A 25,832-nucleotide genomic window follows, 5' to 3' on the forward strand; every position below is an offset into this window, starting at 1 on the left:
ATGGCAATGTCTGAACGTGGGGATCGCCTGTTCAGGCACCGCTTCGGCGACGCAACCGTTCCCAGGTGACAGCGGCGACGGCGATGGCCGCGTAACAGGTCAGGAGGCCGAGGGCGTACCGGCTGCCGCCGGTGACAACCAGGGGTAGTCCGACGAGGGTCACCGCGGCGGTAGCTGTCAGGGATGCTGCTAGGTAGGGGCCGAATCGGGTGGCTACGGCTCCGACGCCGATCATGAGCGGGAGCAGGATGCCGTCGTGGGCGATGAGGACGGCGATGAGGAAGATCAGCGCCCCGCCTTTGACGTTGTGGTCGGTGAGGGCGCCGCTCACGGCGTACACCATGATGAGGGTGCCGGAGGCGATCAGAACGCGCCGGACGGTTTTCACGAAGCGCTCCGGATCGTGATGCGAGAGATCCATTTGGTCTGCAGGACGCCCGGGCGGTTCGGGGCGATCAGGCGGGCGGGGTAGCCGTGGTCCGGGTGCAGCGGTTCGCCGCCGAGCCGCAGAGCGATCAACGTGTACGGGTCACGCGTGTGCGGTGGCGCCACGGTGCTGGTGCGGTAACGGCCCTGAGCTTCGAGGGACTCGACGTACGCCGACGCGTGCGAAGGGTCCACGCCCACGAGCTCGGCGAGGTCGCGCAGCCGGACCCCCGTCCAGGTGCCCGTGGCGCTCCAGCCTTCGACGCAGCTGATCGGCAGGACGACCGTGTGCTGGGGGAGGGCCTGCAGGTCGCCGAGGGTGAGCTGGACGGTCCGGCCGGGTCCGGTCACGGTGAGCAGGTAGGTGCCGGCGAAGATCGCGTCGCGGACGCCGGCGCCGGCCGAGGTCTTGTTGACCGGGACGTGTTGCGGATCGTCGCCGCGACGGCGGGGTGCCAGCACCGAGATCGGGGCGAGCGGCGTGACCGTCTGGCCCGCCGTGCTGAGCGTGATGAGGCCGGCCGTGGCGGCGACGGTGCCGATGAGCCCGCGGCGGCTGAGCGTGCCGGGGGCGGTGTGGTCCGGCTCCGGCCGGGTCAGCGCCGACCGGACGACGGGCAACTGCACGCCGATGTGCACCAGCAGCGCGCCGATCGCCAGCCAGGCCGCCCAGTAGTGGCCGGCGGTGAAGAAGAACGGCATCGGGTCGTACCAGCGGGCGACGTTGAGGACCCCGCTGACCACCTGGAACAGCGACGCGGCGACGAGCACGGCGATGCTCGCGCGTTCCAGGCCGTGCACGAGCGACCGTAGCGGCGGCCACTCGAACAGCTTCGGGTAGACCGACCAGAGCTTCACCCCGAGCAGAGGCACACAGGCAAGACCCGTGATCACGTGTACGCCCTGAGTGGCGCGATACAGCCCCACCGGCCGTGACGGCCACCAGAACCACGCCGGTGGATGCTGGATGAGATGGCTGAGCAGCCCGGTTCCGAAGCACACCGCGAACGCGAGCCCGAGCGCGATGCCGAGCACAGCGGTGAGCCGTGTGGACCGCAGCGGCGAGGTGAAACTCTCGTCGGTGACCGGTGGTTTCAGGCGGAGGTCAGGGAGGCGAACCATCGTTCCCCCTCCGTCCACGAGTCGGTGACGGTCAGACCGGTCGCGGCTGCGAGCGCCGGTAGATCGTCGATACAGAGCACCGCCCAGCCGAACGGTGCGCTGACGGCGCCGTCCACGACGCTGAGCCGGGCGTTGCCGGACCAGCTGCGGGTGCCGGGCCGGGCCAGCTCGACGTGCAGCCGCCCGGCCGGTGCCATCAGGTCGCGGCAGCGCCGCAGCAGCCGGGCCGGGTCGCCGCCGATGCCGATGTTGCCGTCGGCGAGCAGCAGGTGGCGCCAGCGGCCGTGCCCGGGCAGCGCCGCGAAGACGTCCCGGCGCAGAACTGTCGCTCCCCGCGCCCGCGCCAGCCGGACCGCGGCGGCGCTGATGTCGATCCCCAGCGCCGGGCGCCCGAGCCGGTTCAGCGCGCTGGTCAACCGGCCCGGCCCGCACCCGACGTCCAGCGTCGGCCCGCTGCACCTGCCGAGCAGCCCCCGATCACCGGGCAGATCCACCCGCGACCAGTCCGCCGCGTCGACCCGGAAAGCCGGCCCGTGATCGTCGTGCACGGTCAGCCCGGCAGGCTTCCCCGCAGCCGCCCGGCGCAACGCGGTGTCGAACACCGCGAGCGCGGTCATCGTGAGGCCGCCGCTGGTTGCCGCTCGCCGCGGGCGGCCAGCACCCCCGCGAACCGGCTTTCGGGGCGCATCGCCGCCACCGCGCGGGCATCCTCGATGGTGTCCACGTCGCGCAGCACGGGCAGGTGCGTGATTCGTAGGCCCCGCAACGCTTTCAGGGTGAGCTCGCCGGTCTGCGGGGTCGACGTCGGGACGTCGCGCACCAGACCCGCGCAGGCCGGGTCGCGCAGGCCGAGGGCCCACCAGCCGCCGTCCTCCGCGAGGCCGAGCACCGCGTCGGTCCCGTCCCCGGCCAGCAGCCCGATCGCGGCACCGAGCACCGCGGGGGTGACTTGCGGGGTGTCCATGCCGATCAGCAGGCTCGGCATGCCGGGGACGGCCGTGTCGGCGAAGGCGTTCGCGATCCGTGCGCCGAGGGACCCGCCCCGCTGCGGGATCCGGGCCCAGCCGGCCGGTGCCGGGAGGTCGCCCTCGATCACGAGTACGGGGTCCGCGCCGGTCGTCGACGAAACGGTGTCCACGGTGTCCGCGAGGGCGGCGGCGGCGAGCGTTGCCGCCTCGGCCGGCGTACACGGCGGGCAGAGCCGGGTTTTGACCCTGCCCGGAACCGGGGTTTTCGCGAGCACGAGCAGCCGTGTCCTCATCGGGCCAGCACCGCGCTCATGTCGCGGATCGCGCGGGCCGTGCCCCGGACCGTGCCGGTGACCTTGGAGTGGGTGCCCGCCGCGCGCGGGTGGTAGGCGACATCGACCTCGGTGACCGTCCACCCGGCGCGGGCGGCGGCGATGAGGAGTTCGAGCGGATAGCCGAAGCGGCGGTCGCGCAGGCCGAGTGAGAGCAGGTCGTCGCGGCGTGCGGCGCGCATCGGGCCGATGTCGTGGACGGGCAGGCCGGTGGTGCGGCGCAGCCGGGAGGCGAGGATCGCGTTGCCGAGCCGGGCGTGCGGCGGCCAGGCCCCGCGGGTGACCGGGCGGCGCCGGCCCAGTACGAGCCGCGCGGCACCGGCCCGGACCGGGTCGGCGACCAGCGGAAGCTCGGCCGGGTCGAACGACCCGTCGGCGTCCATCACGCAGACGATGCCGTCGTCCTCGGCGGCGGAGGAAGCGGAGGATGAGCCGGAGGAGCAGCGCGAGGGGGAGGCCGCGAGGATCCCCGCGTGGACCGCCGCGCCGTAACCGGGCTGCGGCACCGTCACCACGTACGCGCCGAGGTCGCGGGCCACCTCGGCCGAGCCGTCGGTCGAGCCGTTGTCCGCCACGATCACCCGGTATCCGGCGGGCATCCGGGACAGCAGCCCGGGCAGGGCGGGTGCCTCGTTGAGACAGGGGAGAACCACATCGGTCATGACCGGGAAAGTTAGCCGGATCCGCAGGTCGGCAACCCGGGAAAGGCATTACCGATCGCTTACGGCGGCCCGGTTCTTACGAAGCGCTGACGGAAGCGCACAAATCCGTCCGGCCGGGCCGCGTCCGTCCTACGGTGGCCGCCATGACGCACGTACTAGTCACCGGAGGCGCCGGGTTCATCGGCACCCACGTGACCGCCGCTCTGCTCGCATCCGGGCACCAGGTGAGCATCCTGGACTCCGGTCATCCCGCCGCCCACAGCGCTCCGGTGCCGGGGGACGTGCACGGCGTACCCGTGATCCACGCCGACCTGCGCGACCGGGAAGCTGTCACCGACGTACTGCGCGGGGTGGACGCGGTGGTGCACCAGGCGGCGATGGTCGGGATGGGCGTCGACCTCGACGACCTGCCCGAATACGTCGGCTGCAACGACCTGGGGACCGCCGTGCTGCTCGCCGGCATGGCCCGCGCCGGGGTGCGGCGGCTCGTGCTCGCCAGCTCCATGGTGGTCTACGGCGAGGGTGCGTACGCCTGCCCCGGGCACGGAGCGGTCCGCCCACCCGCCCGGGACATCGCGGATCTCGCCGCGGGGCGGTTCGAGCCGCGCTGCCCCGTGTGCGGTGACGAGGTGCTGTCGACGGAGGTCGGCGAGGACGCGTTGCTCGATCCGCGCAGCGTCTACGCCGTCACGAAGGTCGCGCAGGAGCAGTTGTGCTCGGTCTGGGCGCGGCAGACCGGCGCATCGGTGGCCGCGCTTCGCTACCACAACGTGTACGGGCCGGGGATGCCGAAAGACACGCCGTACAGCGGGGTCGCCGCGATCTTCCGGTCCGCGCTGGAGGGCGGGCGGGCGCCGCGGGTGTTCGAGGACGGCGGTCAGCGGCGCGATTTTGTGCACGTGTCCGATGTGGCCCGCGCGAATGTGGCGGCGCTGGAGGCTGAGGTGGGTGGGCTCCGGGCGTACAACATCGCTTCGGGCCGGCCTGCGACGGTGGGGGAGCTGGCGACGGAGCTGGCGTCCGTCTCGGGCGGCCCGGAGCCCGTGGTGACCGGGGAGTTCCGCCTGGGAGACGTGCGGCACGTCGTCGCGTCCCCGGCGCGCGCGACCGCCGAGCTCGGGTTCACCGCGGCGATCGACCTGACGAGTGGGGTGACGGAATTCGCGTCCGCGACGCTGCGCGGGTAGACGGCGCCGCTGCAGCAGTGGGGCTCGGGCTGGTCGCGCTCGCCTGCGTGACCGGGGGCGCGCTGTACCTCGCCGGGCATCCCGTCCATGCCACCTCGGCGCCGTTCACCGGCATCTGGCTGCCCCACGCCGGGCCGGGCACCCCGCTCGCCCTCGCCGTCGCGGCGCTGGTCGTCCTGCACGGTCCCCGGCTCGCCGTCCGCCTTCCATGGCGGCGGCTGCTCCTTGCCGCCTACGGGGGTGCGGTCGCGTGGATCGTGTCGCTCGCCCTGGTGGACGGGTGGCAGCGGGGGATAGCCGGGCGGCTGGTCACCAGGGACGAGTACCTCAGCGAGGTCGGGGGCGTCACCGGCGTACGCGTGATGCTGCGCGGCTTCTCCGCCAGGATTCTCGACTTCCAGCCGGACTCGTGGACGACGCACGTCTCCGGCCATCCGCCCGGCGCGTTCCTGATCTTCGTCTGGCTGGACCGGATCGGGCTCGGTGGCGGGGTGTGGGCGGCGCTGACCTGTGTCGCGATCGCCGGCCTGGCCGCCGTGGCCGTGCCGGTGACGGTCCGGGCGCTCGGCGACGAAGAGGGCGCGCGGGCCGCCGTACCGTTCCTGGTGCTCTTCCCGGGCGCGGTGTGGATGGGCGTCTCCGCGGACGGGCTGTTCACCGGGCTCACCGCGAGCGGGCTGGCGCTGCTCGCCATCGCTCTGACCCGGCGCAACGTCGTGGCCGGGCTCGGTGCGGGGCTGCTGCTCGGCTTCTCGCTCTATTGCTCGTACGGGTTCACGTTGCTCGCCGTCCTCGCCCTCGCGGTCGCCGTCCTCGCCCGGCGTACCGGCCCGCCACTCGCCGCTGCGGTCATCGGGTTCGCTGCTGTCGTCGCCGCGTTCACGCTGTCGGGGTTCTGGTGGCTCGACGGGTATCAAATGGTGACCGTGCGTTACTACCAGGGGATTGCGCGCGTCCGGCCGTACGCATATTGGGTCTGGGCCGACCTGGCACTCGCCTTCGCCTGCGCAGGTCCGGTCTCCGCCGTCGTGCTGCGCAGGGCTTTCACCCGTCTGCGGTGGGCGCCGGTGATCGTCCTGCCCGTCGCGGCGCTGCTCACGATCCTCGCCGCCGACCTGTCCGGGTACAGCAAGGCCGAGGTGGAACGGATCTGGCTGCCGTTCGCCGTGTGGCTGATGGCCGGCGCCGCGCTGGTCCCGGCACCGGCCCGGCGTGGCTGGCTCGCCGCCCAGGCCCTGCTCGCGCTGCTGATCAACCACCTGCTGCTCACCACCTGGTGACCCGTAATGATTTCGCAAGGCCTCCGCGGCCCCGGCCCGGATAGCCTCTGCAGGTGCCCCATGTGCTCGTCGTCGACGACGACCCGACCGTCAGCGACGTCGTGCGCCGCTACCTCGAACAGGACGGCTGCCGGGTGCGGCTCGTCTCGGACGGCGACAGCGCGCTCGCCGCGGTCGCCGCCGAACAACCCGACCTGGTCGTGCTCGACCTGATGATGCCCGGGCTGGACGGTCTCGAGGTGTGCCGGCGGCTCCGCGGCGGCCTCCCCGACCTGCCGGTGATCATGCTGACCGCGCTGGGGGAGGAGGCCGACCGGGTGATCGGTCTCGAGGTCGGCGCGGACGACTACGTGACCAAGCCGTTCTCCCCGCGCGAGCTGGTCCTGCGGATCCGGTCGGTCCTGCGCCGCGCCGCGCCGCCCACGGAGCAGACCGTCCTGCGCGACGGCGACCTCGTCGCGGACACCAGCCGCCGTGTCGCCGAGCTCGCCGGTCACCGGCTCGCGCTGACCGTCCGCGAGTTCGACCTGCTCGCCTTCCTGATCCGCCACCCCGGCCGCGCCTGGTCCCGCGCCGACCTGCTCGCCAAGGTCTGGGGCTGGCAGTTCGGCGACCAGTCCACGGTCACCGTGCACGTCCGCCGCCTCCGGGAGAAGATCGAGGCCGATCCGGCCGCACCCCGGCGCCTGCTCACCGCCTGGGGCGTCGGCTACCGCTACGAGCTGACCCCGTGAGCGACCAGGTGCTGATCGGGCTCTACTCGCTGCTCGCCGGAGGCACGGTCGGCGCCGCCGGTCTGCTGGCCCTGCGGCTGCTGCGCCACCGGTCGATCGCCGTGCACGTCACCGTGCTGCTCGTCGTCACGGTCGCCGCCGTGGCCGCCGGGGTCATCACCGTCGCGACCGCCATGTTCCTCTCCCCGCACGACCTGCAGGTGGTCCTGCTGACCGTCGCCGCGGCCGTCGTGGTCAGCCTCGGCGTCGGCATCGCGTTCGGCCGCCGGCTCGCCGCCGCCGCGGTCTGGTCGGCGCAGGCCCGCGAGAACGAGCAACGGCTCGAAACCGGGCGGCGCGAACTGGTCGCGTGGGTCTCGCACGATCTGCGTACGCCGCTGGCGGGCCTGCGCGCCATGGCCGAGGCCCTCGAGGACGGCGTCGTCGCCGACCGGTACACCGTCGCCGAGTACCACCGGCGCATCCGCGTCGAGACCGATCGCATGACCCATCTCGTCGACGACCTGTTCGAGCTGTCCCGGATCAACGCGGGCGCGCTGCGGCTCACGCTGGCCCGCGTACCCCTCGCCGACGTGGTCTCCGACGCCCTCGCCGCCACCGCGCCCCTGGCCGCGACCCGCGGGGTCAGGCTCGTCGCCGCCGAATCCGGCTGGCCCGTCGTCCGCGCCAGCGAACCCGAACTCGCCCGCGTCCTCACCAACCTGCTGATCAACTCGGTCCGATACACCCCGGCCGACGGCACGGTCCACGTCGAAGCCGGCCACGACCAGGACAACGCCTGGTTCGCCGTCTCCGACACCTGCGGCGGCATCCCCGCCGCCGACCTGCCCCGCGTCTTCGACGTCGCCTTCCGCGGCGAAACCGCCCGCACCCCCGGCGAAGCGGGCGGCGGGCTCGGCCTCGCGATCGTCCGGGGCCTGGTCGAGGCGCACGGCGGCCGGGTCGCGGTGGACAACATCACCGCCGGCTGCCGCTTCGTGGTCCGCCTACCCGTCGGTGCCTGAGATCTCGGCCTTTTCCGCTCCGGCTTCCCGTTCGGCGATGGCGGTTCGGATGCGCCGCAGGGTTCGCAGGGCCTTCTTCGCCGCGGCCCGGACTTCCCCGTCGAACACGGTCACACCGCGATCCTCGGCCAGCAACCGTTCGAGGGCCGGCTTGGCCCGCTCATCACCGGTCGACCCGAGCGCGACCGCGGCCCAGTACCGCTGATCCGGATCCGGGGACTCCGCCGCCTTCAGCAGCCGGGGCACGACCTCCGGCGTGAACAGGGCAAGCGTGCTGGCGAGATACCCGATCCGCGGGAACCGGCGCTGCTCGAACTCGGCCCAGAGCGCCTCCATCGCCGCGTCCCCACCGATGTCGGCCAGCGCGTCGGCGGTCCGCTGACGCAGCCAGTCAGCATCGTCGTGCAGCAGCGGTGCCAGCGCGGGCACGACCGAGGCATCCCCGAGGCTCTTGAGCGCCGTCACCGTCTCACCCCGGACGATCCACTGCGGGTGATCGAGCAACGTCACGAGCTGCGGCACCGCGGCCCGGATGTCCATCGCCGCGCAACCCATCGCGGCCCACGCCTGACAGTTGTAGCGGGTGTCCCCGAGCGCGGCGAGCAGCGGCTCCTCCAGGCTCGCGTCCGCGAAGACAGCGGCGTGGTTCATCGCCCGCGAGTACAACGACCGGTGAAAATCCGGGTATTCACGAACAAGCACATGCAGGGCCGCGATTGCTGACTCGTCACCGTGAGTCTCGGCCCGTTCAAGCAGTTGATGCACATGAGCTTCGCGGGTTTCAAGGTCTCCCGATCGAAGTTTCTGGAGGTCAGCGGGATTCACGCCCCGACCTTACGCGGCGCCACCGCCACCCCCGGACCCGGCGTCACGGCCCGCCGGGCGCCGGGCCGAGCTACATTCCGCACCGTTCAGTGCTGCGGTTGCCAACTGGAGAGGCCGAGGCGGGTCCGGGTCTCGTCGGGGATGAGTGCCGGGTCGGTCATCACGGCCGAGGTCAGCGATGTGTGGCAGGTGCAGCGGACGTCGGGATCGGCCTGGGTGATTGCCGTTGTCAGGACCTCGCGGGCGGCGTTCAGGTTGGCGCGCATGGTCTGGGCGACCAGGTCGACCGTGACGCTCGCGGCGCTGTCGTGCCAGCAGTCGTAGTCGGTGACCAGGGCGAGGGAGGCGTAGCAGAGCTGGGCCTCGCGGGCCAGGGCGGCTTCCGGGACGGCTGTCATGCCGATGAGGTCGAGGCCCCAGGAGCGGTAGAGGTTCGACTCGGCGCGGGTGGAGAACTGTGGGCCTTCGATGCAGCAGTAGGTCGCGCCGTCTGTGACGCCGGTGCTGAGCAGGTCCTTGCGCAGGCGGGAGCAGTACGGGTCCGCCATCGGGACGTGGCCCACGACGCCGTCGCCGAAGAAGGTGCCCGCTCTGATGCCCTTGGTGCGGTCGACGAGCTGGTCGGGCACGACGAGGGTGCCGGGGGTGTAGCGCTCGGCGAGGCTGCCGACGGCGCTGATCGCGAAGATCTGGCGGACGCCGAGTGCGCGCAGGGCGAAGATGTTCGCACGGTACGGAACCTCGCTCGGCAACAGCCGGTGCCCTGAACCGTGCCGGGCCACGAATGCGACCCGGTGGCCCGCCATGGTGCCGACTGTGATCGGCCCGCTGGGATCCCCGTACGGAGTGCTCGGCGTGACCGTTTCCACCTCCTGAAGCAGGTCGAGGTCGTACAGTCCGCTGCCGCCGATGACTCCGATGTCCGCCATGGCCCGACCGTAATCCGGATCGGCATTACGGCGCTCTTACGAGTGCCGGGCGGCGCAGGTCACCGAACGTTGACTTGATCTGCCCCGCGGCGTACGGTCAAGTCACCGATTGGTGACTTAGGAGGCGTCATGGATGTGCTCGTGGTGGGTGGCGGCCCGACCGGGATGACCCTGGCGGGGGACCTGGCCAGGGCCGGGCGGGACGTGACGGTGCTGGAGCGGTGGCCGTCGATCAACCCGTCCAGTCGGGCGTTCGCGACGATGGCCCGCACGCTCGAGGTGCTCGACGCCCGCGGTCTCGCCGATGAGTTGCTCGCCACGTCCGGGCGTACCGAAGCGGTCAATCTCTTCGGGGGTGGCCGGTTGGATCTCTCCCACCTGGACTCCCGCTACCGGTTCGCGATGATCACCCCGCAGGCGAAGGTCGATCAGGCACTGGGTCGTTACGCGCAGGACCAGGGCGCCCGGATCGTGCGGGGCGCCGAGGTGACCGCCCTGACCCAGGACGCGACCTCGGTCACCGTGACCACCGGCGACGGCAGGACCTGGCAAGCCGCGTACGTGGTGGGTGCCGACGGCGCGCACAGCACCGTACGCGGCCTGCTCGGCGCCGAATTCCCGGGCCGGACCGTCCTGTCGTCGGTGGTCCTCGCCGACGTCCGGCTCGCCCGCGGCCCGTCCGACGGCGGCCTCACCGTCGGCTCCCAGCCCGACTCGTTCGCGTTCCTCGCACCCTACGGCGACGGCTGGTTCCGCAGCATGACCTGGGACCGCAACCATCAGGTCCCCGACACCGAGCCGATCGCCGACGGCGAGGTCCAGCGCGTCCTGACCCGGGGCCTGGGCCGCGACCTCGGCGTCGAGGAGATCAGCTGGCAGTCCCGGTTCCACTGCGACGAACGCCAGGTCCGCGACTACCGCCACGGGCGCGTGTTCCTGGCCGGCGACGCCGCGCACGTCCATTCCCCGGTCGGCGGGCAGGGCATGAACACCGGCATCCAGGACGCCGCGAACCTCGCCTGGAAACTCGACGCGGTGCTCGGCGGCGCGAACGAGGCCGTGCTCGACACGTACCAATCGGAACGTCATCCCATCGGCAGGCGTGTCCTGCGGCAATCAGGTCTGATGATGCGCGCGGTGGTGCTGCATCCCCGGCCCGCGCGCTGGCTGCGCGACCGTCTCGCACCTCGCGTCCTGGCGGTGCCCGCTGTCCGGGATCTGGTCGCGGGAAGCTTCGCCGGCACCGGCCTGCGGTACGGCCGCGGCTCTCTGGTGGGCACCCGCGCGGCCCAGGTGCGCACGCCGGTCTTCACATTGGTACGCCCGCGGCGCACCCCGCCGTTGGACACCCCCGTCGCGCAACAGGAACGGACCGGCCCTGGGCCCGCACTGCTCGTCCGCCCCGACGGCTACATCGCCTGGTCCGGTGACCTGACCGACAACGGCCCGCGAGGCTGGCAAGCGGCCCTGGCACGCTGGACCCATGCCTGATTCACCCCGCCCTTCTTTGCCGGAACCGCCGCGACGCCGTGACGCCGCGCGTACCCGTGAGCAGATCTTGACCGCGGCCCGGCGGCGGTTCGGCCGCGACGGCTACGAGCGCACGACCCTGCGGCTGGTCGCGGCGGACGTCGGCGTCGACCCGGCGATGGCGGTCCGCTACTTCAAGACCAAGGAGGCATTGTTCGCCGCGGCCGCCGACTTCGACCTGCGCCTTCCGGACCTTTCCACCGTACGCCCGGAGCAGCTCGCCGACGTCCTCCTGCCCCGCTTCTTCGCGGTCTGGGAGGAGGAAGGAACGTTCCTGCCCCTGCTGCGCGCCAGCACCGGCAGCCCCGCCGCCGCCGAGGCGATGCGCGAGGTCTTCGCCGCCCAGGTCGCCCCCGCGATCGGTGCCCTCGCCGTCGACCACCCCCTGCAACGCGCGGGCCTGCTGGGCGCGCTCATCCTCGGCCTCGCCATGACCCGTTACGTGATGCAGGCCCCGGCAATGGCCGACCTGAGCCGGGACCAGCTCACCGCCTGGATCCGCCCCCTCATGCACCACATCCTGACCGGCCCGGCACCGGCCCTCGACGGCCTTGATGTCACGACGCGACATTAGTGCTACGGTGATGTCACGACGCGACATCAGGTCGCGGATGCTACCTCAAGGAGGCCGTAACCATGGCTCCAGTCACGATCGTCCGTCCCGGCGAAGGTGAGCTCATCGCCAACAACGGGCCGTCGCAGATCCGCATCCTCGAGAACGGCAGCAACACCGGGCACCGCCTGGGGGTCGGCGAGATCACCCTGCTGCCGCACACTCCCGGGCCGATCCAGCACCGTCACGCCCAGCACGACGAAGGCTTCTACGTGCTCGCGGGCGAGGTGCGGTTCACCGTGGGCGAGGACGACTACGTCGCGGGCCCCGGCACCTGGGTCATCGTCCCCCCGGGCGCACCGCACACCTTCGCCAATCCGGGCGACGACACGGCGGTCATGCTCTCCACCTTCACGCCGGACCTGTACGTGCAGTACTTCCGCGACCTCAAGGCGATGGTCGAGTCCGGGCAGTCGATGACGCCCGAGACCATGACGCCGCTGTGGAGCAGGTATGCCACCGAAATTTCCTCGGAGTACGCGGATCCTCCCGCGACCCCGACCTTCATGGTGGTCGGCGCACTGCGCCCCGACACGGACCTCGCGAAGTTCAACGCATTGAGGGAGGACGAGCACAAGCAGTTGGAGGTGCTTCGTTCGCAGGGAAAGGTCGGCGCACACTACGTTTCCCCGGCCCGGCGTGCCACCTTCGTCGAGATCATCGCCGCGGATGAGGAGGAAGCGGCGCGGACGCTGGCAACTCTTCCGTTCGCGCAGTTCTTCGATGCCGACATCTATCCGACCATGCTTCCCGACGACGCGGAGCTCGCCCACCGCTCGCGTCTGCTGAGCCGTTCTCCCCTGGCGGGCTGATCAGCGCAGCCGCGCGGCCGCCGGCACGATCGTGGCGAGCAGCGACATCACCGTTGCGGTCCTTGTCGCCAGGTCGGTGTCGTCGCTGCCTTCCAGCCACTGCCGGTATGCCGTACGGAAAACCTGAATCCCCACTGCGGCGGCCAGCTCGGCACCGGCGGCGTCGACGCCACGCTCGCGGAGCGTGTCGCTGAAGCCGGCCGCCATCCGCTGGTGCTTGCTCAGCTCGCGTTCCAGCAGCTCGGAGTTCGCCGCGATCAAAGCGTTCCGCCGGCGCTGGGCTTCGCGTGACCCGAGTTTCTCCCAGTCGAAACCGGCCAGGGTCCCGGCCACTGCCAGCAGCGGTTCTGCCACGTCGGCCGACTCGTGGAGCTCCCGGACGAGCGCCTCGTTGAGAGCGTCCGCGTCAGCGAAGAACACCTCTTCCTTGTCGGCGAAATACCGGAAGAACGTCCTGGTGGTGACGCGGGCCCGCTCCGCGATCTGAACGGCACTGGTGGCCTCGAAACCCTGTTCCGCGAACAACTCCATGGCGGCCTGCTTCAACCGCTCCTCACTACCGTGCTCCCACCGAGGCATGGCATCAAGATACCCAGCCGCGGGGAGACGTCATCAACTTCGGAGATCGTCAGCCGCTACCTGTATGTCCCGGAAATCGATGACGGCTTGGCGGGCGATGCAGGACCTGCGTTCCTCGCGTCGTTGCTCACTGCCGACAGCCATCCTGGTCCTCCCCTGCTTCGTGGGTCTCGACCGTAGCTCCGGCAGGCGAGCGGTCCGATCCGGTCGCCTACCCCGTGGGAGAGTGGTGGTTGTGGATGCTGCGGGGCGTGCGGTTGTGCTCGAGACCGGGCGGTTGCGGATGCGGGCCTGGCGGGTGGCCGAGGCCGGGGTTCAGCGGGAGCTGTGGACCGAGCGGGATCCGCGGGTGCCGCCGCATCGGCGGATCGACGCGCAGGGGCGGCCCACGGTGGGGGACCTCGAGGATTCGATCCGTGACGATGAGTTCTGGTCGACCGGGTTGCTGGCGGTCGAGCGGAAGGCCACGAAGGACGTCATCGGCTACTGCGGGCTCTTCGACGGCGGGCGGGGGACGCCGGAGGAGCCGGACCTGGCATTCGAGCTGCTGCGGCGGGTGTGGGGTCAGGGGTATGCGACCGAGGCCGCGCGGGCAGTGCTGGAATGGGCGCGAGCGTCGGGGTACGAGCGGCTGTGGGCCACCGTCTGGGACTGGAACGTCGCCTCTCGCCGGGTACTCGCCAAGGTCGGGTTCACCGAGACCGCGCGCACGGTGGTGGACGCGGAGCGGGGGACCACGCTGTTCACCACGATCCGGCTCTAACGGGCGGTGACCAGGGCGGTCAGGTCGGCCTCGGTGATGTCCTGCTGGAGGAAGACGACGCGGTAGACGACGTAGCCCATCCAGGCGTCAGCGGTGACCGTCACGGGGAAGTCCTGGGCGAGCTCGCCGCGGGTCCGGCCGCGTTCGAGGATCGTGACGAGGCTGTCGTGCCAGGGCTGGAGGATGCCGGCGAGGTCGGCGCGGCCCTGTTCGCCGCGGGAGCTCATCGCCGCGGCCGTCACGCTCGCGTCGCCGTACGGTGCGATGACCTTGATCAGGGCGTCGAGCTGGGTGCGAGCGTCCGTGGTGACCGAGCCGGTGTCCGGGGTCGTGGCCGGGGCGAGGGTGTCGCGGACGGCGTCGGTGATGATCGCGGCCTTGTTGGGCCACCAGCGGTAGAGGGTCATCTTGGCGACGCCGGAGCGTTCCGCGATGCGTTCCATGGTGACCTTGTGGAAGCCGAGCTCGGTGAGCAGCTCGGCGGCCGCGGCCAGGGCGCGGCGCTGGGCTTCGGGGTCGCGCCGGGGGCCGGTGCGCGGGCGGGTCATGGGAAACGTCTCCAACATCACACTGCGTTAATGACGATACGAGACGTATCGTCAAGTCATTCCAGGGTACGCCGGAATCGACGACGAACCTGTGGCACTTGGAGATCAGATCATGGCCCGGCTCAACGGCAAGACAGCACTCGTGACCGGTGGCGCGAGCGGCATCGGCAAGCAGACCGCACTGCGGATGGGACTCGAGGGGGCGACCGTGGTCGTCGCCGACGTGCAGGACGCGCTCGGCCTCGAGGTGGCCACCGAGATCGAGAAGAACGGCGGGCGGTCGCTCTACGTACACCTCGACGTGGCCGACGAGGCGAACTGGGCGCAGGCCGTCGCGACTGTCGAGGAGGAATTCCGTGGTCTCGACATCCTGGTGAACAACGCGGGGATCGACCACAAGGAGATCCTCGAGGACACCTCGCTGGCGACCTACCAGCGGGTCATCGCGGTCACCCAGACCAGCGTCTTCCTGGGCACCAAGGCCGCCGCGGCACTGCTCAAGGCGTCCGGCTCCGGCTCCGTGATCAACGTCAGCTCCATCTTCGGCACGTCCGGCGGCTTCGGCTCGTCACCGGCATACCACACCGCGAAGGGCGGGGTCCGGACGCTGACCAAGAACATCGCGATCGAGTGGGCGCCGCTCGGCGTACGGGTCAACAGCGTGCACCCCGGTTTCATCGTGACGCCGCTGATGGGTGACGACCTCGACCGCACCCCGCTGATCGAGACCACCCCGCTCGGCCGGCTCGGCGAGCCCGAGGAGGTCGCCGCCGCGATCGTCTTCCTCGCGAGCGACGACGCGTCGTTCATCACGGGGTCCGAGCTCTACGTCGACGGCGGATACCTCGCACGCTGAGCAGTCATTGTGCGGATGCCGGGTCGATCATCGACCCGGCATGATCGTTTGATGAGAAAGTCTGTGCTGGTCACGGCCGCCGTCCTGGTCCTGGCCGCGGGCGGCTCCGCCGCGGTGCTGGTACGCCCGTCGCAAACCGTCCCCGCGAACACGTTCGTGGCCGGCGTCGCGGTGGGCGGCCAGAGCGACGAGCAGCTGACCACCACCCTCGAAGGCCGGGTGCGCGACAAGGTCGAACAGGTCGTCACCGCCAAGGTCGCCTCGTCCGTGGTCCGGCTCCACCCGGCCGACCTGGGCATCCGCCTCGACGTGGCCGCCACCCGGGCGGGCATCGGCCACTCCTGGCTGCGCTGGCCGAAACCCGCCCGCCACGACGTCACCCCCGTGCTCGTGGTGCCCGCGAGCGCCCGGACAGCCCTGGCCGAGCGGCTCGCGGAGTTCCAGCAGAAGCCCCGCAACCGGTCGGTCACCCTCGCCTCGCCCCGCAAGGTGCTCGACGGCAAGGAGGACCTCTCCTACACGGCCTCACGCCGCGGGGTGACCGTCGAGGTGGGGCGGGCGGGGAGTGCGGTTGATGCCGCTGCGGGCGTACGGTCGATCTCGGAAGCCATGCGTGCCGGACGCACCGGCGTGACCTTCGCGGTCACCGCGACGGAAGCGGGTGACGACACCCCGAAGCTCGCCGGGGTCGACCAGCTCATCGGCACGTTCACCACCTACCACCCGTGCTGCGCGCCCCGGGTCACCAACATCGACCGCATCTCCGAAATCGTCGACGGCACGATCATCCCGCCCGGCGGCACCTTCTCCCTGAACGACACGGCGGGGGAACGGACCGCCGCCCGCGGCTTCGTCGCCGCCCCGGCCATCGTCGAGGGCGAGCTCCAGGACCAGTTCGGCGGCGGCGTCTCCCAATTCTCCACCACCCTGTTCAACGCCGCCTGGTTCGCCGGCCTCGACATCCGCACCCACCAGCCCCACAGCCTCTACATCAGCCGCTACCCACCCGGCCGAGAAGCCACCCTCGACTGGCGCGCCATCGACCAGATCATCCACAACCCCACCGACGCCCCCGTCGTCATCCGCGTCCACAGCACCCCGACGGGAATCACGGTCGCCCTCTACGGCCACACCGGCAACCGAATCGTCGACTCGGTCACCGGGCCGCGCCGGCCGGTGGGCACGGGTTTCGCGATCCAGGTCCGCCGCACCATCACCCAGGACGGCAAGGAAACCGGCACCGACACCCTCAACTGGACCTACCAGGGCCTCGACTGAACCGGCCACAATGATCGGAGTGTCAGCTTTCGCTGCGCATGTGGTGGCCGTCGCACTTGCCGTTGCCCTGGGACCCGGTCAGTACGTTCCCACCACGCTCGTAGACCGGGCCGCTCGCCACAGCAGATTCCAGAACGCGACGCTGCCGGCCGCTTCACACACCGCCCGTCGAAGCCGCATGGCCAGGTATTCGCTTCTGCCGATGACAGCAAGACGGCCAACGAATTCGTGGCGCGGTGAGCACCAGGATCGCCTCCCGGGATCCATCCGCCACCACTTCACGGCTATCCGAATACTCGCTATCTGCCATTCGAATTTGTGTGATCCCCCTCAACCCGACAATGGCACACCCACCCTTCCGATCATGGAACTCCCTGAGAACAATAAAGGAATGAAATACGCTCAGCTGGAGATTTTCACGACCGTTGAACTGGCGTGGATGCGTGACCCGACACGGCGCCGGAACTACTCCCCGGCAACCGAAGAGTTCCGGCGCGAGCACAAGGTCCGGCGGGCTTTCGGAAAAGCTCTCGGCCACACCACCCGCTTGCGGCGCGACTCCCCCGAAGCCCGGACACCGGACGGCAAGCTGATGTGGATCGAGGCCGCACGAGCGTTGTTCCGTGAGGCGAACTCCCACCGGGCGCAGGCCGTCGCCGAATATGAGCGTGACCGCAGGCGTGCCGCCGGTGACCTGTTCGATTGGGGCCGGTTCACCAACCGCTGGCTGGTGAAGTACGCCGCCGCTTACTGACCCACGAACACCGGACTCTGCGTCACACCCCGGGGCGTGACACGACAAGCAACGCGCGCACGTGAAAGCACTCAACCAGAGGCGGCGGCCAGCTCCGAGGGTTGCCGGCCGGTGCTGCGATAGGTCAGTCCACGATCGGTGGCGAGCCCGGCGGGAACGGACGCGACATGGGCGACGTGATGGCTCTACGCGTACGAGCCGGACACAGGCAGGCATTCCTGCGTAACGGAGGAAATCCTGCGCGTCTTCTTCGCGAGGCCCGCCCATGCCGTACTTCGCCTCGGCAATGGCAGCAACCCTGCCGCGATCGAGCAACAAACCGATCTTCGACCACTATTCCGGCGGCACGCTCTCATGCCGATGACAGCGCTGGCTGCATGCCTCGGCCAGATCGAAGCTTGAGCGATCCGAATTTAGTCAGCGTCGAATGTGAAAAGGGCTAGCCCGCATCCGAGGACCGCAGCAAGTCTTTGAATTCGGCGGCTTCTAGGAGCACTCAGATCTCGGTCAAACCGCGGCCTGATCAGCGATAGGCTATCCAGCAGTGCATCCTCAAGGGACTCGAGATTCATAGAGTCATGTCGCACTCTCTCTCGAGCGGCGCCAGCACGGTCGTTGGCCGCACTGAGTAGCGTCGACCAATGCACTTGTTTCTGAGGAGGACGCGGCTGCGAAAGCACGAGGCTTTCTCCTTCCGCGGTCACCACGAAGTGGTGAACTCCAACATTTTGCTCGAGTTCGCTGGGCAAGACGATGCTCGATCTCTCTAGGACCTCCCCGAACCCATAAGCGTGATCAAAGTCTTCCTGAAGGTGAAATGTCGGAGCAGTGTAGAAGACCTCGCCGCTGCCAGGAGTGGAGTTCAACCGAGCCTCGAGTCGAGCAAGCGCAGCATGCTGATGACCGGCCGTGTCAATGGTGAATCGATAGTGCGGCATGTTGACGTGCTCCCACGTGGGGGACGCCGGATGCCGCCTACTGACATATTCGGTCCTCTTAAACTGCAGAAACAGTGCATAGTCAACAAAAGGGATTCGGGCGTCGTATCCTAGTTCTTCCTCCTGGATTAGGGACGGCAGCACCGGAGCTCCGTGTTGGCGATAGATTTGCCCAATCACGGACTCAGCCTCCCTGATGGCGGCGTACCCGTACGAGAATTCGGAGAATTTGCAATCCACAGCAGTCGCCCCTCAACCGTAGGGCTCTCCCTGTTCAAGAAGCGCCGTCCGACCAACTTCGAGCACTCTAGCAGGCGCCTCGATGAGCCGCCCCAGATACGAGCGCAGGGCAAATCGGCTTGGGGGCATGAAACTAGGTTGCGCGAATGGAAAATAGGTACGAATGCGCACTCGTGTTTGTTGGGGTCGATCATCCGCCTATTTCTCCATGCCAAACCTGACATGCTATTCTGCCGCGACGTGCTCGCTGCAGCGCAGGGCTTCCTTCGGCGACGGGCCGGCCGTCAGCCGAAGGGTGGTCGGCGTCAAAGGCTGGTGGGGTTGCCGAGGGTGACTGGCGCCCCGAAGCTGGTGTTGGGGCGGTCGGGTGCGTCAGTGCTGGACCCACCAACCGATTCCCAGCACGATGTCGCCGATGATCAGGGGAACCAGCGCCACGTAGCGGTCCTCCCATTCGACGCCTTGCTTGCCGATCAGCCATTCGATGTAGTCGCTGAAGATCCAGAATGGCACGAGAGCACCCACCAACCAGATCCAAGCGCGGAAGGGTGGTGGCCCGTCCCAGGCTCGCCCGATCTTGTAGACGTAGAGGCCATACGGAACCAGAGCCGCCAGGATCAACGACACCAGCAGAATCGCCAGCGCCGCTTTCCTGATCGCGACTCGTCCCCGGGTGCCGCGAGCGCCTGCCATGCATTGATGCTAACAACTGTGTACCGTCGTCGGACCGTGCTGAGCGCCACGACGAACGTGGCATGAGCAGACTCACTTCCGCGAGCGGTACTCCGGTCCACTTGGGCCGGTCCACCTTGCGACCGCGCCGAACACCATGTCAATCCATGGACAACGATCGACAGAAGACCGACAGTCAACCGGTCGAAATGACAGCTTCGCCTCGGCGTGGCGGGGGAGCCGCGGTCACGGCCAGAGGTAGGGGGATTTCGGCGGCTCGGGTTCGTGGGGCTGGCGGTAGGGGTGGGCGCGGAACTGGTCGCTGTGCAGGCTGAAGGAGCGGTCGAGTTTGGGCAGCCAGTACGCGTCGTCGTGGCGGCCCGGGCCGAGTTGGTAGTCGTGGCGTACGCCCTTCGAGGCCAGGGCGACGCTCATCTGTTTCGCGGCCTCGCCGAAGCGGTAGTCGTCCTGGTCGCCGCCGTCGAAGTAGTACGTGTGCCGGTTGAGTTCCGCGGCGGGCAGTGCGGCGACCATCGTCAGCGGTCGCAGCCCGGCGTTGGCGGCCTGCTCGGCGGGGGTGCCGACGAGCGGGGCGAGGCTGAGTGCGCCCATGTGGCTGGCGATCGAGCTGAACAGCTCCGGGTGGGTCAGTCCGAGGGTGAACGCGCCCTGGCCGCCCATGGAGACGCCGCTGATGCCGCGGTGGTCGCGGTCCGGGATCGTGCGGTACGCCCGGTCGACCAGCGGGACGATCTCATCGACGATCATCGAGCGGAAGTTGCCCGCGGACGTGTCGACGTACCAGCCGCTGTCGCCGTCGGGGAAGACGACGATGGCCTCCTCGGTGGTCAGCCGGTCGAGGACGGCGTCCATGTCGCGCGCTTCCCATTCGATGTTGCTGCCGTTGAAGCCGTTGAGCATGTACACGACGGGGAAGCGTTTCGCGGTGCTCCGGGTGTAGCTCTTCGGGAGGTAGACGTTGAACTGCGTGCGGCGGCCCATCGCCGTGGAGTCGTAGCTGTCCCGGAAGAAGCGGGCGTGGTCGCCGAGTTCGGCGTTCTTGCGCGGGTCGAGGTAGAGCAGTTCCCGGGCGGGTTCCTGGCTGCCCCAGCTTCGGATGGTGTCGACCACGAGCCGGCCCTGGTTGTCGACGAAGGCCTCGGCCTGGTCGTCCTTCAGGGTGACCGGGCCGCTCGCGCGCAGGTCGGCGAGGCGGCGGGCGGTGGTGTCGCCCTGGTGGAAGAAGCCGGGGGCGAGCGTGGCGGCGTAGGCGCGCAGGTCACCCCGGGCCACGGCGCGGTGCTGGGCGTTCAGGACGGCGCAGGCGTGGGCGAGTTGCGTACGGTTCGCGGCCGTGCCGGTCACCCCGGCGAGCGTACGCAGCCGGGCCTTGGAGAAGAGCCCGATCGGGCCCTGGTAGAAACCGCCGCCGCCGGTGCCGTCATACACGCGTACGGCCAGCACGTTCACCGCACCCCAGCGCAGCAGGCCGTCGGCGGGGTAGTACTCCCGGGGAACCTCCCAGGTCGAGTCGAAACCCGGCGGGAAGCCGCCGGTCCGCCCGACCTCGGTGCCGTTGAGGAACGTCTGGTCCGCGTCATCGATCTTGCCCAGCGCGGCGACAACGGCGGAGTCGGTGACCCCGGCCGGTCGCTCCGGCAGGGTGAAGGTCCTGCGGTACCACGCGAACCCGTCATAGGTGGACAGGTCGCTCGCGCCCCAGTTGTCGGGCACGGTCCACTCCTGCCAGCCCGTGTCCACGAACGACGGGTCGGCCCAGGCCGGGTCGTCGCCGGTGCGGAATTTCCAGCCTGCGCCGGCCAGGTCGACGCCGAAGTCGACGGATCCGGTGGTGGCGCAGGAGGTGTCGGCGGGGGAGCGGGTGGTGGGCACGGCCAGGGTGACGGCCGTCAGCAGGGCGGTGACCAGGAAGCGCGGTGACATGAACAGGCCCCTCATGCACGGATAGCTACGAAACAACGCCGTAACGCAGTCGACGAAGATTCGCAACAATCACCGTCGATGTCAACGAAGGGTTCCTAGGAAGCTTCGCGCGGTGTGAGGCGGGCCACGTGGGAGGGGGATAAAAGTGTTTTACCGGGCAATATGCCGGTTGAGGGGCGAGCGGATCTGCGTCGCCGGAGCGACCGCTCTACCCTTGACGTCGTGACTGACCTAGAAGAGGCTGCCGAGATCGAGGCGGCCCCCGAACTTATCGCCACCCACTACCTGACGAGCATCGACGACGTGGTGGAGCATCTGCGCGCCGCGAGCCAGCTCGGCCTGGGTGTCCGTGTCCGGACATACCTGGAGCAGGAGGAGGATGGCGACACGCTCGCCGAGCGCTGGGAGCTGGAGCTGCTCACGGCTTCTCCGGTGGACGAGCCGGTGCACGAAGACGCCCCGGCTGAGTGACGAACGCGAACCCGGAGCTGATGATGACTGAGTACCCCGTCGAGGAGGAGCCGTTCGGCTTCGCCGGTCTGGCGTTGCGACCGGAGTTGCTCCAGGCCCTTTCCGGTCTGGGGTACGAGGAGCCGACGCCGATCCAGCGGGAGGCGATCCCTCCGCTGCTGGACCGGCGTGACGTGCTGGGGCAGGCCGCGACCGGCACCGGCAAGACGGCCGCGTTCGCGCTGCCGCTGCTCAACGCCCTCGACCTCGACCTGGGCCACGAGCCCGACGCCGGCCCCGCCGCCCTGGTGCTGGTGCCGACCCGCGAGCTGGCCGAGCAGGTGTCCCAGGCCGTCCACAAGTACGGCAGCGCGCTCGGTGTGCGCGTCCTGCCCGTCTACGGCGGCACCCCGATCGGGCGGCAGCTGTTCGCCCTGAAGCGGGGCGTCGACGTGGTCGTCGGCACGCCCGGCCGGGTGCTCGACCACATCGGCCGCGGCACCATCGACCTGGCCGGGGTGCGCACCGTCGTGCTCGACGAGGCCGACGAGATGCTCGACATGGGCTTCGCCGAGGACATCGAGGCGATCCTCGCCGAGACGCCCGACGAGCGTCAGACCGTGCTGTTCTCCGCGACCATGCCGGCGCGCATCGAGACGATCGCCCGCCAGCACATGCACGATCCCGTGCGGATCCAGATGGGTCGCGCGACCACCGCGCCGGGCGAGATGCCCAAGGTCCGGCAGAGCGTCTACCTCGTCGCCCGTGCGCACAAGCCGGCCGCGCTCGGCCGGGTGCTCGACATCGAGGCGCCGAAGGCCGCGATCGTGTTCTGCCGCACCCGGGAGGAGGTCGACGAGCTCACCGAGCTGCTCAACGGCCGGGGCTACCGGGCGGAGGCACTGCACGGCGGGCTGAGCCAGGACCAGCGTGACCGGGTCATGGGGCGGCTGCGCAACGGGGCCACGCAGTTGCTGGTCGCCACCGACGTCGCCGCGCGCGGTCTCGACATCGAGCAGCTGACGCACGTCGTCAACTACAACGTGCCGTCGGCGCCGGAGGCGTACGTCCACCGGATCGGCCGGGTCGGCCGGGCCGGGCGTGAGGGCGCCGCGATCACCCTCGCCGAGCCGCGTGAGCAGCGCATGATCGCCGCGATCGAGCGGCTCACCCGCCAGCCGATCGCCATCGAGAACGTGCCGACGGTGGCCGACCTGCGGGCCCGCCGGCAGGAGCAGACCCGTGAGGCGATCGAGGAGCACCTCGGTGCCCCCGACCTGGACCGCTTCCGGGGGGTGCTCGGCAAGCTCACCGAGGAGCACGACCTCGAGACCGTGGTGCTGGCAGCGATCAAGATGCTGCACGAGGCGTCCGGCGGCGACGGTGACGACGTCGAGATCCCGTCGGTGGCCCGCAGCCCCCGCGACAAGGGCGGCCGGGACCGTGGCGCGCGCCACGACGACCGGGGCCCCGACGAGCGGCGTGGCCGTCCCGGCGCCGGCCGTCCGGCGAATGCCGGCTCGGCGCGGTTGTTCCTCGGCATCGGCAAGCGGGCCGGCCTGCGCCCGCAGGACATGGTCGGCGCGATCGCGGGCGAGTCGGGGCTCAGCGCCCGCGACATCGGCCAGATCCAGATCTCGGACCGGTTCACCCTGGTCGAGGTCCCGGAGCGGTCGGCCGACATGGTCATCGCCGCCCTGCGCCGGGCCACGATCCGCGGCCGCAAGGCGACCGTGCGCCGCGAGCGTCCCAACTGAGGCGCGGAACATGAAAGCGGGGCCCGGTCACGTGACCGGGCCCCGCTTTCATGTGTGGCTGTCAGAGGCTGCCGCGCCGGCGGGACCGGGTCGCGAAGAGCAGGGCGGCACCGACCAGGATGGCGCCGAGACCGCCGGCGAGCGCGATCAGCAACGGGGTGCCCGACGGCCCGGTCGTGGGCAGCGCCGCCGACTCGTCATCGGTGTCGTCGCTGTCGTCCCCGCCGCCGTTCCCGCCGTTGTCACTGTCATCGCTGTCCAGCACCTTGACGTTCTGGGTGATCGTGACGCCGGAGGTGACCCCGGTGGCCATCAGCGTGGCCGTGCCGACCTCGGTCAGGGGAACCTCGACGCTGATGGAACCCTGGGCGTCGGCGGTGGCCGTGATGGTCGCCCGCCGGGGCAGCGTCACCGCGGCCAGGACGAAACCGTCGTCACGACGCGACGTGAACGCCGCGGACGAGTTCCCACCGCCGTAGCTGATGGTGATCGTGACCCGCTCGAACGGGATGAACCCCGACGCGGTGAAGGTCACGGTGCCGCCGTCCGACACGGTGCCGTCCGAGACGTTGGAGGCCGGCGGTTCCACCGGGTACGGCGCCGCGTGGGCGACTCCCGGTGCGATGAGAACTGCGGTGATGGCGGCGACTAGCAGCCCCAGGATGCGGTGTACGCGCACGGTGTCCCCCGACAATTCACTACAGAAGCACATGAAAGTGTTTATTAGCTCACGAGAAAACTTACCGATCTTGCGGGCATCCGTCCGCCGAATCGACCGATTGGTCCCATGGGGTGATCCCCGGCGTCGTCTGCAACCTCGGCGTCACGCTCGTGCCGTAACCGCCCGCCGGGATGCCGGTGAGCAGCGAAACCTCCAGCGACCGCCGCTGACCCGGCCGCAGATCCACGGTCATGATCCCCACCGCCCGCCGCCGGTCCGTCCCGGACCCGAACGCCGCGGCCGACCCGTCCAGCCGCATCCCCACGATGCTGCCCCCGGTCGAGCTGTAGACCGACACATTGGTACGCACGACGTACGGATCCCCCGCCAGCGCCAGCCCCGTCACGGCCTCCGGCAGCCCCGACCCCGGCACCGCCGACCCGAGCGTGACCGTCAGCGTCAACTCCCGCCGCCCGTCGCGCCGGCACGTCGGCGTGACCTTCAGGGCGGCCCGCTGCGTCAGGTAGTAGCCGAGCTTCGCCCCGCTGCCGTCGTTGAGGAAGACCCCGACGGTCGGCTCGGTGCCGTCGCTGGCCGGCAGCACCCCCGCCAGGGCGCTGCCCGCGAGCAACTCGTTCTCCGCCGGATGGGCACTCCAGAGGAGCAGCCTGCGCTCGGCGGTCGCGCGGGTCAGCGCGTCCAGCATCGCGGCGGGTTTCAGCGGACGCGCCACCACCGCTTCGAACACCGCTCTCGCGGCGGCGGCGAAGTACGCGTCCTGCTCCTGGGGTGCTGACTTCGTCATGTACGTCTCGGACAGCAGCACGGACACCACGTTCGCCGCGGTCAGATCCTTACCACCGGGCACGCTCACCTTGCCGACGGCGCCCAGCAGGTAGGAGAGCGCCACCGGGTCGGTCGCGAAGACGCCGTCGACGGTCGTCCCGGTCCGCCGCCGGTACATCTCCCGGGCGAGCCGCCCCACGGTCGGGAAGTCCGGTGTCACGTTGATGTCGGCGGGGAACGTGGCCATCTTGTCGGTGTAGAGCGCCCGGTCCGACGCGGTCAGCGCCAGGACCGGCTCGGCGAACGTGCGCAGGTCCGCCGCGGCCGAGCCCTGGTCGGTGATCGTGATCCGGCCCTCGTTCGCCGTGATCACCACGTAGGCGCCGGGCATGCCGCCGGTGGCCCGGACCTCGGCGAGGTTCTGGAACAGCGCCAGATAGGTACGCGGCCCCGCGCTGCCGAGCATCGGTGGCACCAGGGCCGAGCCGCGCGCGGCGACAGCGGTCAGCGCGGAGGCCCGCCGCAGGTCGTCGCGCAGCCCGGTCACCGCCGCCCGGACCCGGCCGACCAGCCCGTCCACGGCGATGGCGTCGACCCGTTCCCGGGCCCGGCGCAGCGCCGCGTCCGCCGCCGCGAGTTTCGGCGCTGCCCGCTCGATCGGTTCGAGGTCGATCCGGCCGTCGCGGGGCGCGAGGCTGTCGAGGCGGATCGAGCCTGCCGTCTCCACGAGCGGCGGCAGCCCGTCGCGGGCGAAGTCGTCCAGGGCGTCGGCGACGGTCCGCACGGCGGCGAGGTCGTCACCCGCTACGGGCAACCGGGTGCCCGCCTGCCAGACGGGGTCGTGCACATCCTTGCGGGCCGCGCGTGTCTCGCTCTGCAGTGCGGCGAGCGTCCCGGTGGCTGCCGGGTCGCTGGTCTGCAACTGTGCGCGGAGCCGGCGTACGAGGACGGCCGCCTCCTGCAGATGGTCCTGGGAGCTGCGCGCCCGTATCCCCGCCCACGCCGTCCCCCCGGCGCCCGCGACCACCACGACCAGGGCGGCGACCAGCGCTCTGCGGACATGTCGGCGCCTCGAACGACGCCTTCGGCCTTGTGTCACGCGCTCCTCCTCAGTAACAAAATGGATTTTAGGGACACAGAGCAGTCAAGTCCGCATAATGCGTTTACAGGCTCTTTCGCCCA

The 25,832-nt window shown here is 70.2% G+C and carries 26 protein-coding genes; 13 read left to right on the forward strand and 13 right to left on the reverse strand.

The window, feature by feature from the left end:
• Positions 1-31 precede the first annotated feature (31 nt).
• Genes Aco04nite_RS09170 through Aco04nite_RS09190 form a run of 5 tightly spaced genes read right to left on the reverse strand, consistent with a single transcriptional unit; the run spans position 32 to position 3,510 of the window.
• Complete coding sequence (locus Aco04nite_RS09170) at positions 32-388, reverse strand: hypothetical protein (RefSeq protein ID WP_212996767.1); 357 nt, start codon at positions 386-388, stop codon at positions 32-34.
• A complete protein-coding gene (locus Aco04nite_RS09175; protein WP_212996768.1) occupies positions 385-1,548 on the reverse strand; it encodes a molybdopterin-dependent oxidoreductase in 1,164 nt (387 codons plus the stop codon). Before Aco04nite_RS09175 ends, Aco04nite_RS09170 begins: the two co-directional genes overlap by 4 nt.
• Complete coding sequence (locus Aco04nite_RS09180) at positions 1,521-2,165, reverse strand: methyltransferase domain-containing protein (protein WP_212996769.1); 645 nt, start codon at positions 2,163-2,165, stop codon at positions 1,521-1,523. The genes Aco04nite_RS09175 and Aco04nite_RS09180 overlap by 28 nt, the downstream gene beginning before the upstream one ends.
• The gene (locus tag Aco04nite_RS09185) at positions 2,162-2,809 is read right to left on the reverse strand and encodes a TIGR04282 family arsenosugar biosynthesis glycosyltransferase (RefSeq protein ID WP_212996770.1); all 648 of its coding nucleotides are present in this window, start codon (positions 2,807-2,809) and stop codon (positions 2,162-2,164) included. Before Aco04nite_RS09185 ends, Aco04nite_RS09180 begins: the two co-directional genes overlap by 4 nt.
• Entirely contained in the window at positions 2,806-3,510 is a 705-nt protein-coding gene (locus Aco04nite_RS09190; RefSeq protein ID WP_212996771.1) for a glycosyltransferase family 2 protein, read from the reverse strand. The genes Aco04nite_RS09185 and Aco04nite_RS09190 overlap by 4 nt, the downstream gene beginning before the upstream one ends.
• A 143-nt stretch (positions 3,511-3,653) precedes the next feature.
• Between Aco04nite_RS09190 and Aco04nite_RS09195 the strand changes: the two genes are divergently transcribed.
• Genes Aco04nite_RS09195 through Aco04nite_RS09210 form a run of 4 tightly spaced genes read left to right on the forward strand, consistent with a single transcriptional unit; the run spans position 3,654 to position 7,715 of the window.
• On the forward strand, positions 3,654-4,697 hold the full coding sequence (locus tag Aco04nite_RS09195) for an NAD-dependent epimerase/dehydratase family protein (RefSeq protein WP_212996772.1): 1,044 nt from the start codon (positions 3,654-3,656) through the stop codon (positions 4,695-4,697).
• 17 nt (positions 4,698-4,714) lie between these two features.
• The gene (locus Aco04nite_RS09200; protein WP_212996773.1) at positions 4,715-5,977 is read left to right on the forward strand and encodes a hypothetical protein; all 1,263 of its coding nucleotides are present in this window, start codon (positions 4,715-4,717) and stop codon (positions 5,975-5,977) included.
• Between the two features lie 53 nt (positions 5,978-6,030).
• Positions 6,031-6,711 (forward strand): response regulator transcription factor, encoded by a 681-nt coding sequence (locus Aco04nite_RS09205; RefSeq protein WP_212996774.1) that lies wholly within the window; start codon positions 6,031-6,033, stop codon positions 6,709-6,711.
• Positions 6,708-7,715: a sensor histidine kinase gene (locus Aco04nite_RS09210; RefSeq protein ID WP_212996775.1), complete on the forward strand. Its 1,008-nt coding sequence runs from the start codon at positions 6,708-6,710 to the stop codon at positions 7,713-7,715. Before Aco04nite_RS09205 ends, Aco04nite_RS09210 begins: the two co-directional genes overlap by 4 nt.
• Here Aco04nite_RS09210 and Aco04nite_RS09215 read toward each other — a convergent pair.
• Complete coding sequence (locus Aco04nite_RS09215; protein WP_212996776.1) at positions 7,698-8,366, reverse strand: HEAT repeat domain-containing protein; 669 nt, start codon at positions 8,364-8,366, stop codon at positions 7,698-7,700. The genes Aco04nite_RS09210 and Aco04nite_RS09215 overlap by 18 nt on opposite strands.
• Positions 8,367-8,626: 260 nt before the next feature.
• Positions 8,627-9,469: an S-methyl-5'-thioadenosine phosphorylase gene (mtnP, locus tag Aco04nite_RS09220; protein ID WP_212996777.1), complete on the reverse strand. Its 843-nt coding sequence runs from the start codon at positions 9,467-9,469 to the stop codon at positions 8,627-8,629.
• 129 nt (positions 9,470-9,598) lie between these two features.
• On the opposite strand from mtnP, the gene Aco04nite_RS09225 reads away from it, so the two are divergent.
• The 3 genes from Aco04nite_RS09225 to Aco04nite_RS09235 all read left to right on the forward strand — a co-directional run bounded on the left by Aco04nite_RS09225 (position 9,599) and on the right by Aco04nite_RS09235 (position 12,424).
• Positions 9,599-10,960 (forward strand): FAD-dependent oxidoreductase, encoded by a 1,362-nt coding sequence (locus Aco04nite_RS09225; RefSeq protein ID WP_212996778.1) that lies wholly within the window; start codon positions 9,599-9,601, stop codon positions 10,958-10,960.
• Entirely contained in the window at positions 10,953-11,573 is a 621-nt protein-coding gene (locus Aco04nite_RS09230; RefSeq protein ID WP_212996779.1) for a TetR/AcrR family transcriptional regulator, read from the forward strand. The genes Aco04nite_RS09225 and Aco04nite_RS09230 overlap by 8 nt, the downstream gene beginning before the upstream one ends.
• A gap of 62 nt (positions 11,574-11,635) precedes the next feature.
• The gene (locus Aco04nite_RS09235; RefSeq protein WP_212996780.1) at positions 11,636-12,424 is read left to right on the forward strand and encodes a cupin domain-containing protein; all 789 of its coding nucleotides are present in this window, start codon (positions 11,636-11,638) and stop codon (positions 12,422-12,424) included.
• On the opposite strand, the gene Aco04nite_RS09240 is transcribed toward Aco04nite_RS09235, so the two are convergent.
• Positions 12,425-13,003 (reverse strand): TetR family transcriptional regulator, encoded by a 579-nt coding sequence (locus tag Aco04nite_RS09240; RefSeq protein WP_212996781.1) that lies wholly within the window; start codon positions 13,001-13,003, stop codon positions 12,425-12,427. It lies immediately after the preceding gene.
• A gap of 235 nt (positions 13,004-13,238) precedes the next feature.
• Between Aco04nite_RS09240 and Aco04nite_RS09245 the strand changes: the two genes are divergently transcribed.
• On the forward strand, positions 13,239-13,766 hold the full coding sequence (locus tag Aco04nite_RS09245) for a GNAT family N-acetyltransferase (protein ID WP_212996782.1): 528 nt from the start codon (positions 13,239-13,241) through the stop codon (positions 13,764-13,766).
• Here Aco04nite_RS09245 and Aco04nite_RS09250 read toward each other — a convergent pair.
• On the reverse strand, positions 13,763-14,314 hold the full coding sequence (locus Aco04nite_RS09250) for a TetR/AcrR family transcriptional regulator (protein WP_244875840.1): 552 nt from the start codon (positions 14,312-14,314) through the stop codon (positions 13,763-13,765). The two genes, Aco04nite_RS09245 and Aco04nite_RS09250, sit on opposite strands and share 4 nt — an antisense overlap.
• A gap of 91 nt (positions 14,315-14,405) precedes the next feature.
• Between Aco04nite_RS09250 and Aco04nite_RS09255 the strand changes: the two genes are divergently transcribed.
• The 3 genes from Aco04nite_RS09255 to Aco04nite_RS09265 all read left to right on the forward strand — a co-directional run bounded on the left by Aco04nite_RS09255 (position 14,406) and on the right by Aco04nite_RS09265 (position 17,202).
• Positions 14,406-15,170: an SDR family NAD(P)-dependent oxidoreductase gene (locus Aco04nite_RS09255; RefSeq protein ID WP_244875841.1), complete on the forward strand. Its 765-nt coding sequence runs from the start codon at positions 14,406-14,408 to the stop codon at positions 15,168-15,170.
• A gap of 51 nt (positions 15,171-15,221) precedes the next feature.
• A complete protein-coding gene (locus tag Aco04nite_RS09260; protein WP_212996784.1) occupies positions 15,222-16,448 on the forward strand; it encodes a VanW family protein in 1,227 nt (408 codons plus the stop codon).
• Positions 16,449-16,839: 391 nt separating this feature from the next.
• Positions 16,840-17,202, forward strand: coding sequence for a hypothetical protein (locus tag Aco04nite_RS09265; RefSeq protein WP_212996785.1), 363 nt, complete (start codon positions 16,840-16,842; stop codon positions 17,200-17,202).
• Between the two features lie 1,550 nt (positions 17,203-18,752).
• Here the strand turns inward: Aco04nite_RS09265 and Aco04nite_RS09270 are convergent.
• Together Aco04nite_RS09270 and Aco04nite_RS09275 are read right to left on the reverse strand one after the other, a co-directional pair.
• The gene (locus Aco04nite_RS09270; RefSeq protein ID WP_212996786.1) at positions 18,753-19,073 is read right to left on the reverse strand and encodes a hypothetical protein; all 321 of its coding nucleotides are present in this window, start codon (positions 19,071-19,073) and stop codon (positions 18,753-18,755) included.
• Positions 19,074-19,298: 225 nt separating this feature from the next.
• A complete protein-coding gene (locus tag Aco04nite_RS09275) occupies positions 19,299-21,011 on the reverse strand; it encodes an alpha/beta hydrolase (protein ID WP_212996787.1) in 1,713 nt (570 codons plus the stop codon).
• Positions 21,012-21,218: 207 nt separating this feature from the next.
• Here Aco04nite_RS09275 and Aco04nite_RS09280 point away from each other — a divergent pair, with 207 nt between their 5' ends.
• Positions 21,219-21,467 (forward strand): hypothetical protein, encoded by a 249-nt coding sequence (locus Aco04nite_RS09280; protein WP_203840500.1) that lies wholly within the window; start codon positions 21,219-21,221, stop codon positions 21,465-21,467.
• A 23-nt stretch (positions 21,468-21,490) separates the two neighbouring features.
• Positions 21,491-23,203, forward strand: coding sequence for a DEAD/DEAH box helicase (locus tag Aco04nite_RS09285; protein ID WP_212996788.1), 1,713 nt, complete (start codon positions 21,491-21,493; stop codon positions 23,201-23,203).
• Positions 23,204-23,264: 61 nt separating this feature from the next.
• On the opposite strand, the gene Aco04nite_RS09290 is transcribed toward Aco04nite_RS09285, so the two are convergent.
• Together Aco04nite_RS09290 and Aco04nite_RS09295 are read right to left on the reverse strand one after the other, a co-directional pair.
• Positions 23,265-23,882, reverse strand: a complete 618-nt coding sequence (locus Aco04nite_RS09290) for an LPXTG cell wall anchor domain-containing protein (protein ID WP_212996789.1) — start codon at positions 23,880-23,882, stop codon at positions 23,265-23,267.
• A 61-nt stretch (positions 23,883-23,943) separates the two neighbouring features.
• Positions 23,944-25,749, reverse strand: coding sequence for a DUF4012 domain-containing protein (locus Aco04nite_RS09295; protein WP_212996790.1), 1,806 nt, complete (start codon positions 25,747-25,749; stop codon positions 23,944-23,946).
• Positions 25,750-25,832: the final 83 nt, after the last annotated feature.

Origin of the sequence: Winogradskya consettensis (assembly GCF_018332715.1) — a bacterium.
In the GTDB taxonomy this organism is placed as follows: Bacteria; Actinomycetota; Actinomycetes; order Mycobacteriales; family Micromonosporaceae; genus Actinoplanes; species Actinoplanes consettensis.

Excerpts from the sequence above, each read along its gene's own strand:
- Aco04nite_RS09225 (WP_212996778.1), top strand. The coding sequence starts at position 9,599 with ATGGATGTGCTCGTGGTGGGTGGCGGCCCGACCGGGATGACCCTGGCG.
- Aco04nite_RS09250 (WP_244875840.1), bottom strand. The coding sequence starts at position 14,314 with ATGACCCGCCCGCGCACCGGCCCCCGGCGCGACCCCGAAGCCCAGCGC.
- Aco04nite_RS09190 (WP_212996771.1), bottom strand. The coding sequence starts at position 3,510 with ATGACCGATGTGGTTCTCCCCTGTCTCAACGAGGCACCCGCCCTGCCC.
- Aco04nite_RS09230 (WP_212996779.1), top strand. The coding sequence starts at position 10,953 with ATGCCTGATTCACCCCGCCCTTCTTTGCCGGAACCGCCGCGACGCCGT.
- Aco04nite_RS09180 (WP_212996769.1), bottom strand. The coding sequence starts at position 2,165 with ATGACCGCGCTCGCGGTGTTCGACACCGCGTTGCGCCGGGCGGCTGCG.
- Aco04nite_RS09270 (WP_212996786.1), bottom strand. The coding sequence starts at position 19,073 with ATGGCAGGCGCTCGCGGCACCCGGGGACGAGTCGCGATCAGGAAAGCG.
- Aco04nite_RS09275 (WP_212996787.1), bottom strand. The coding sequence starts at position 21,011 with ATGAGGGGCCTGTTCATGTCACCGCGCTTCCTGGTCACCGCCCTGCTG.
- Aco04nite_RS09265 (WP_212996785.1), top strand. The coding sequence starts at position 16,840 with ATGAAATACGCTCAGCTGGAGATTTTCACGACCGTTGAACTGGCGTGG.
- Aco04nite_RS09260 (WP_212996784.1), top strand. The coding sequence starts at position 15,222 with ATGAGAAAGTCTGTGCTGGTCACGGCCGCCGTCCTGGTCCTGGCCGCG.
- mtnP (WP_212996777.1), bottom strand. The coding sequence starts at position 9,469 with ATGGCGGACATCGGAGTCATCGGCGGCAGCGGACTGTACGACCTCGAC.
- Aco04nite_RS09175 (WP_212996768.1), bottom strand. The coding sequence starts at position 1,548 with ATGGTTCGCCTCCCTGACCTCCGCCTGAAACCACCGGTCACCGACGAG.
- Aco04nite_RS09195 (WP_212996772.1), top strand. The coding sequence starts at position 3,654 with ATGACGCACGTACTAGTCACCGGAGGCGCCGGGTTCATCGGCACCCAC.
- Aco04nite_RS09240 (WP_212996781.1), bottom strand. The coding sequence starts at position 13,003 with ATGCCTCGGTGGGAGCACGGTAGTGAGGAGCGGTTGAAGCAGGCCGCC.
- Aco04nite_RS09185 (WP_212996770.1), bottom strand. The coding sequence starts at position 2,809 with ATGAGGACACGGCTGCTCGTGCTCGCGAAAACCCCGGTTCCGGGCAGG.
- Aco04nite_RS09235 (WP_212996780.1), top strand. The coding sequence starts at position 11,636 with ATGGCTCCAGTCACGATCGTCCGTCCCGGCGAAGGTGAGCTCATCGCC.
- Aco04nite_RS09285 (WP_212996788.1), top strand. The coding sequence starts at position 21,491 with ATGACTGAGTACCCCGTCGAGGAGGAGCCGTTCGGCTTCGCCGGTCTG.
- Aco04nite_RS09215 (WP_212996776.1), bottom strand. The coding sequence starts at position 8,366 with ATGAACCACGCCGCTGTCTTCGCGGACGCGAGCCTGGAGGAGCCGCTG.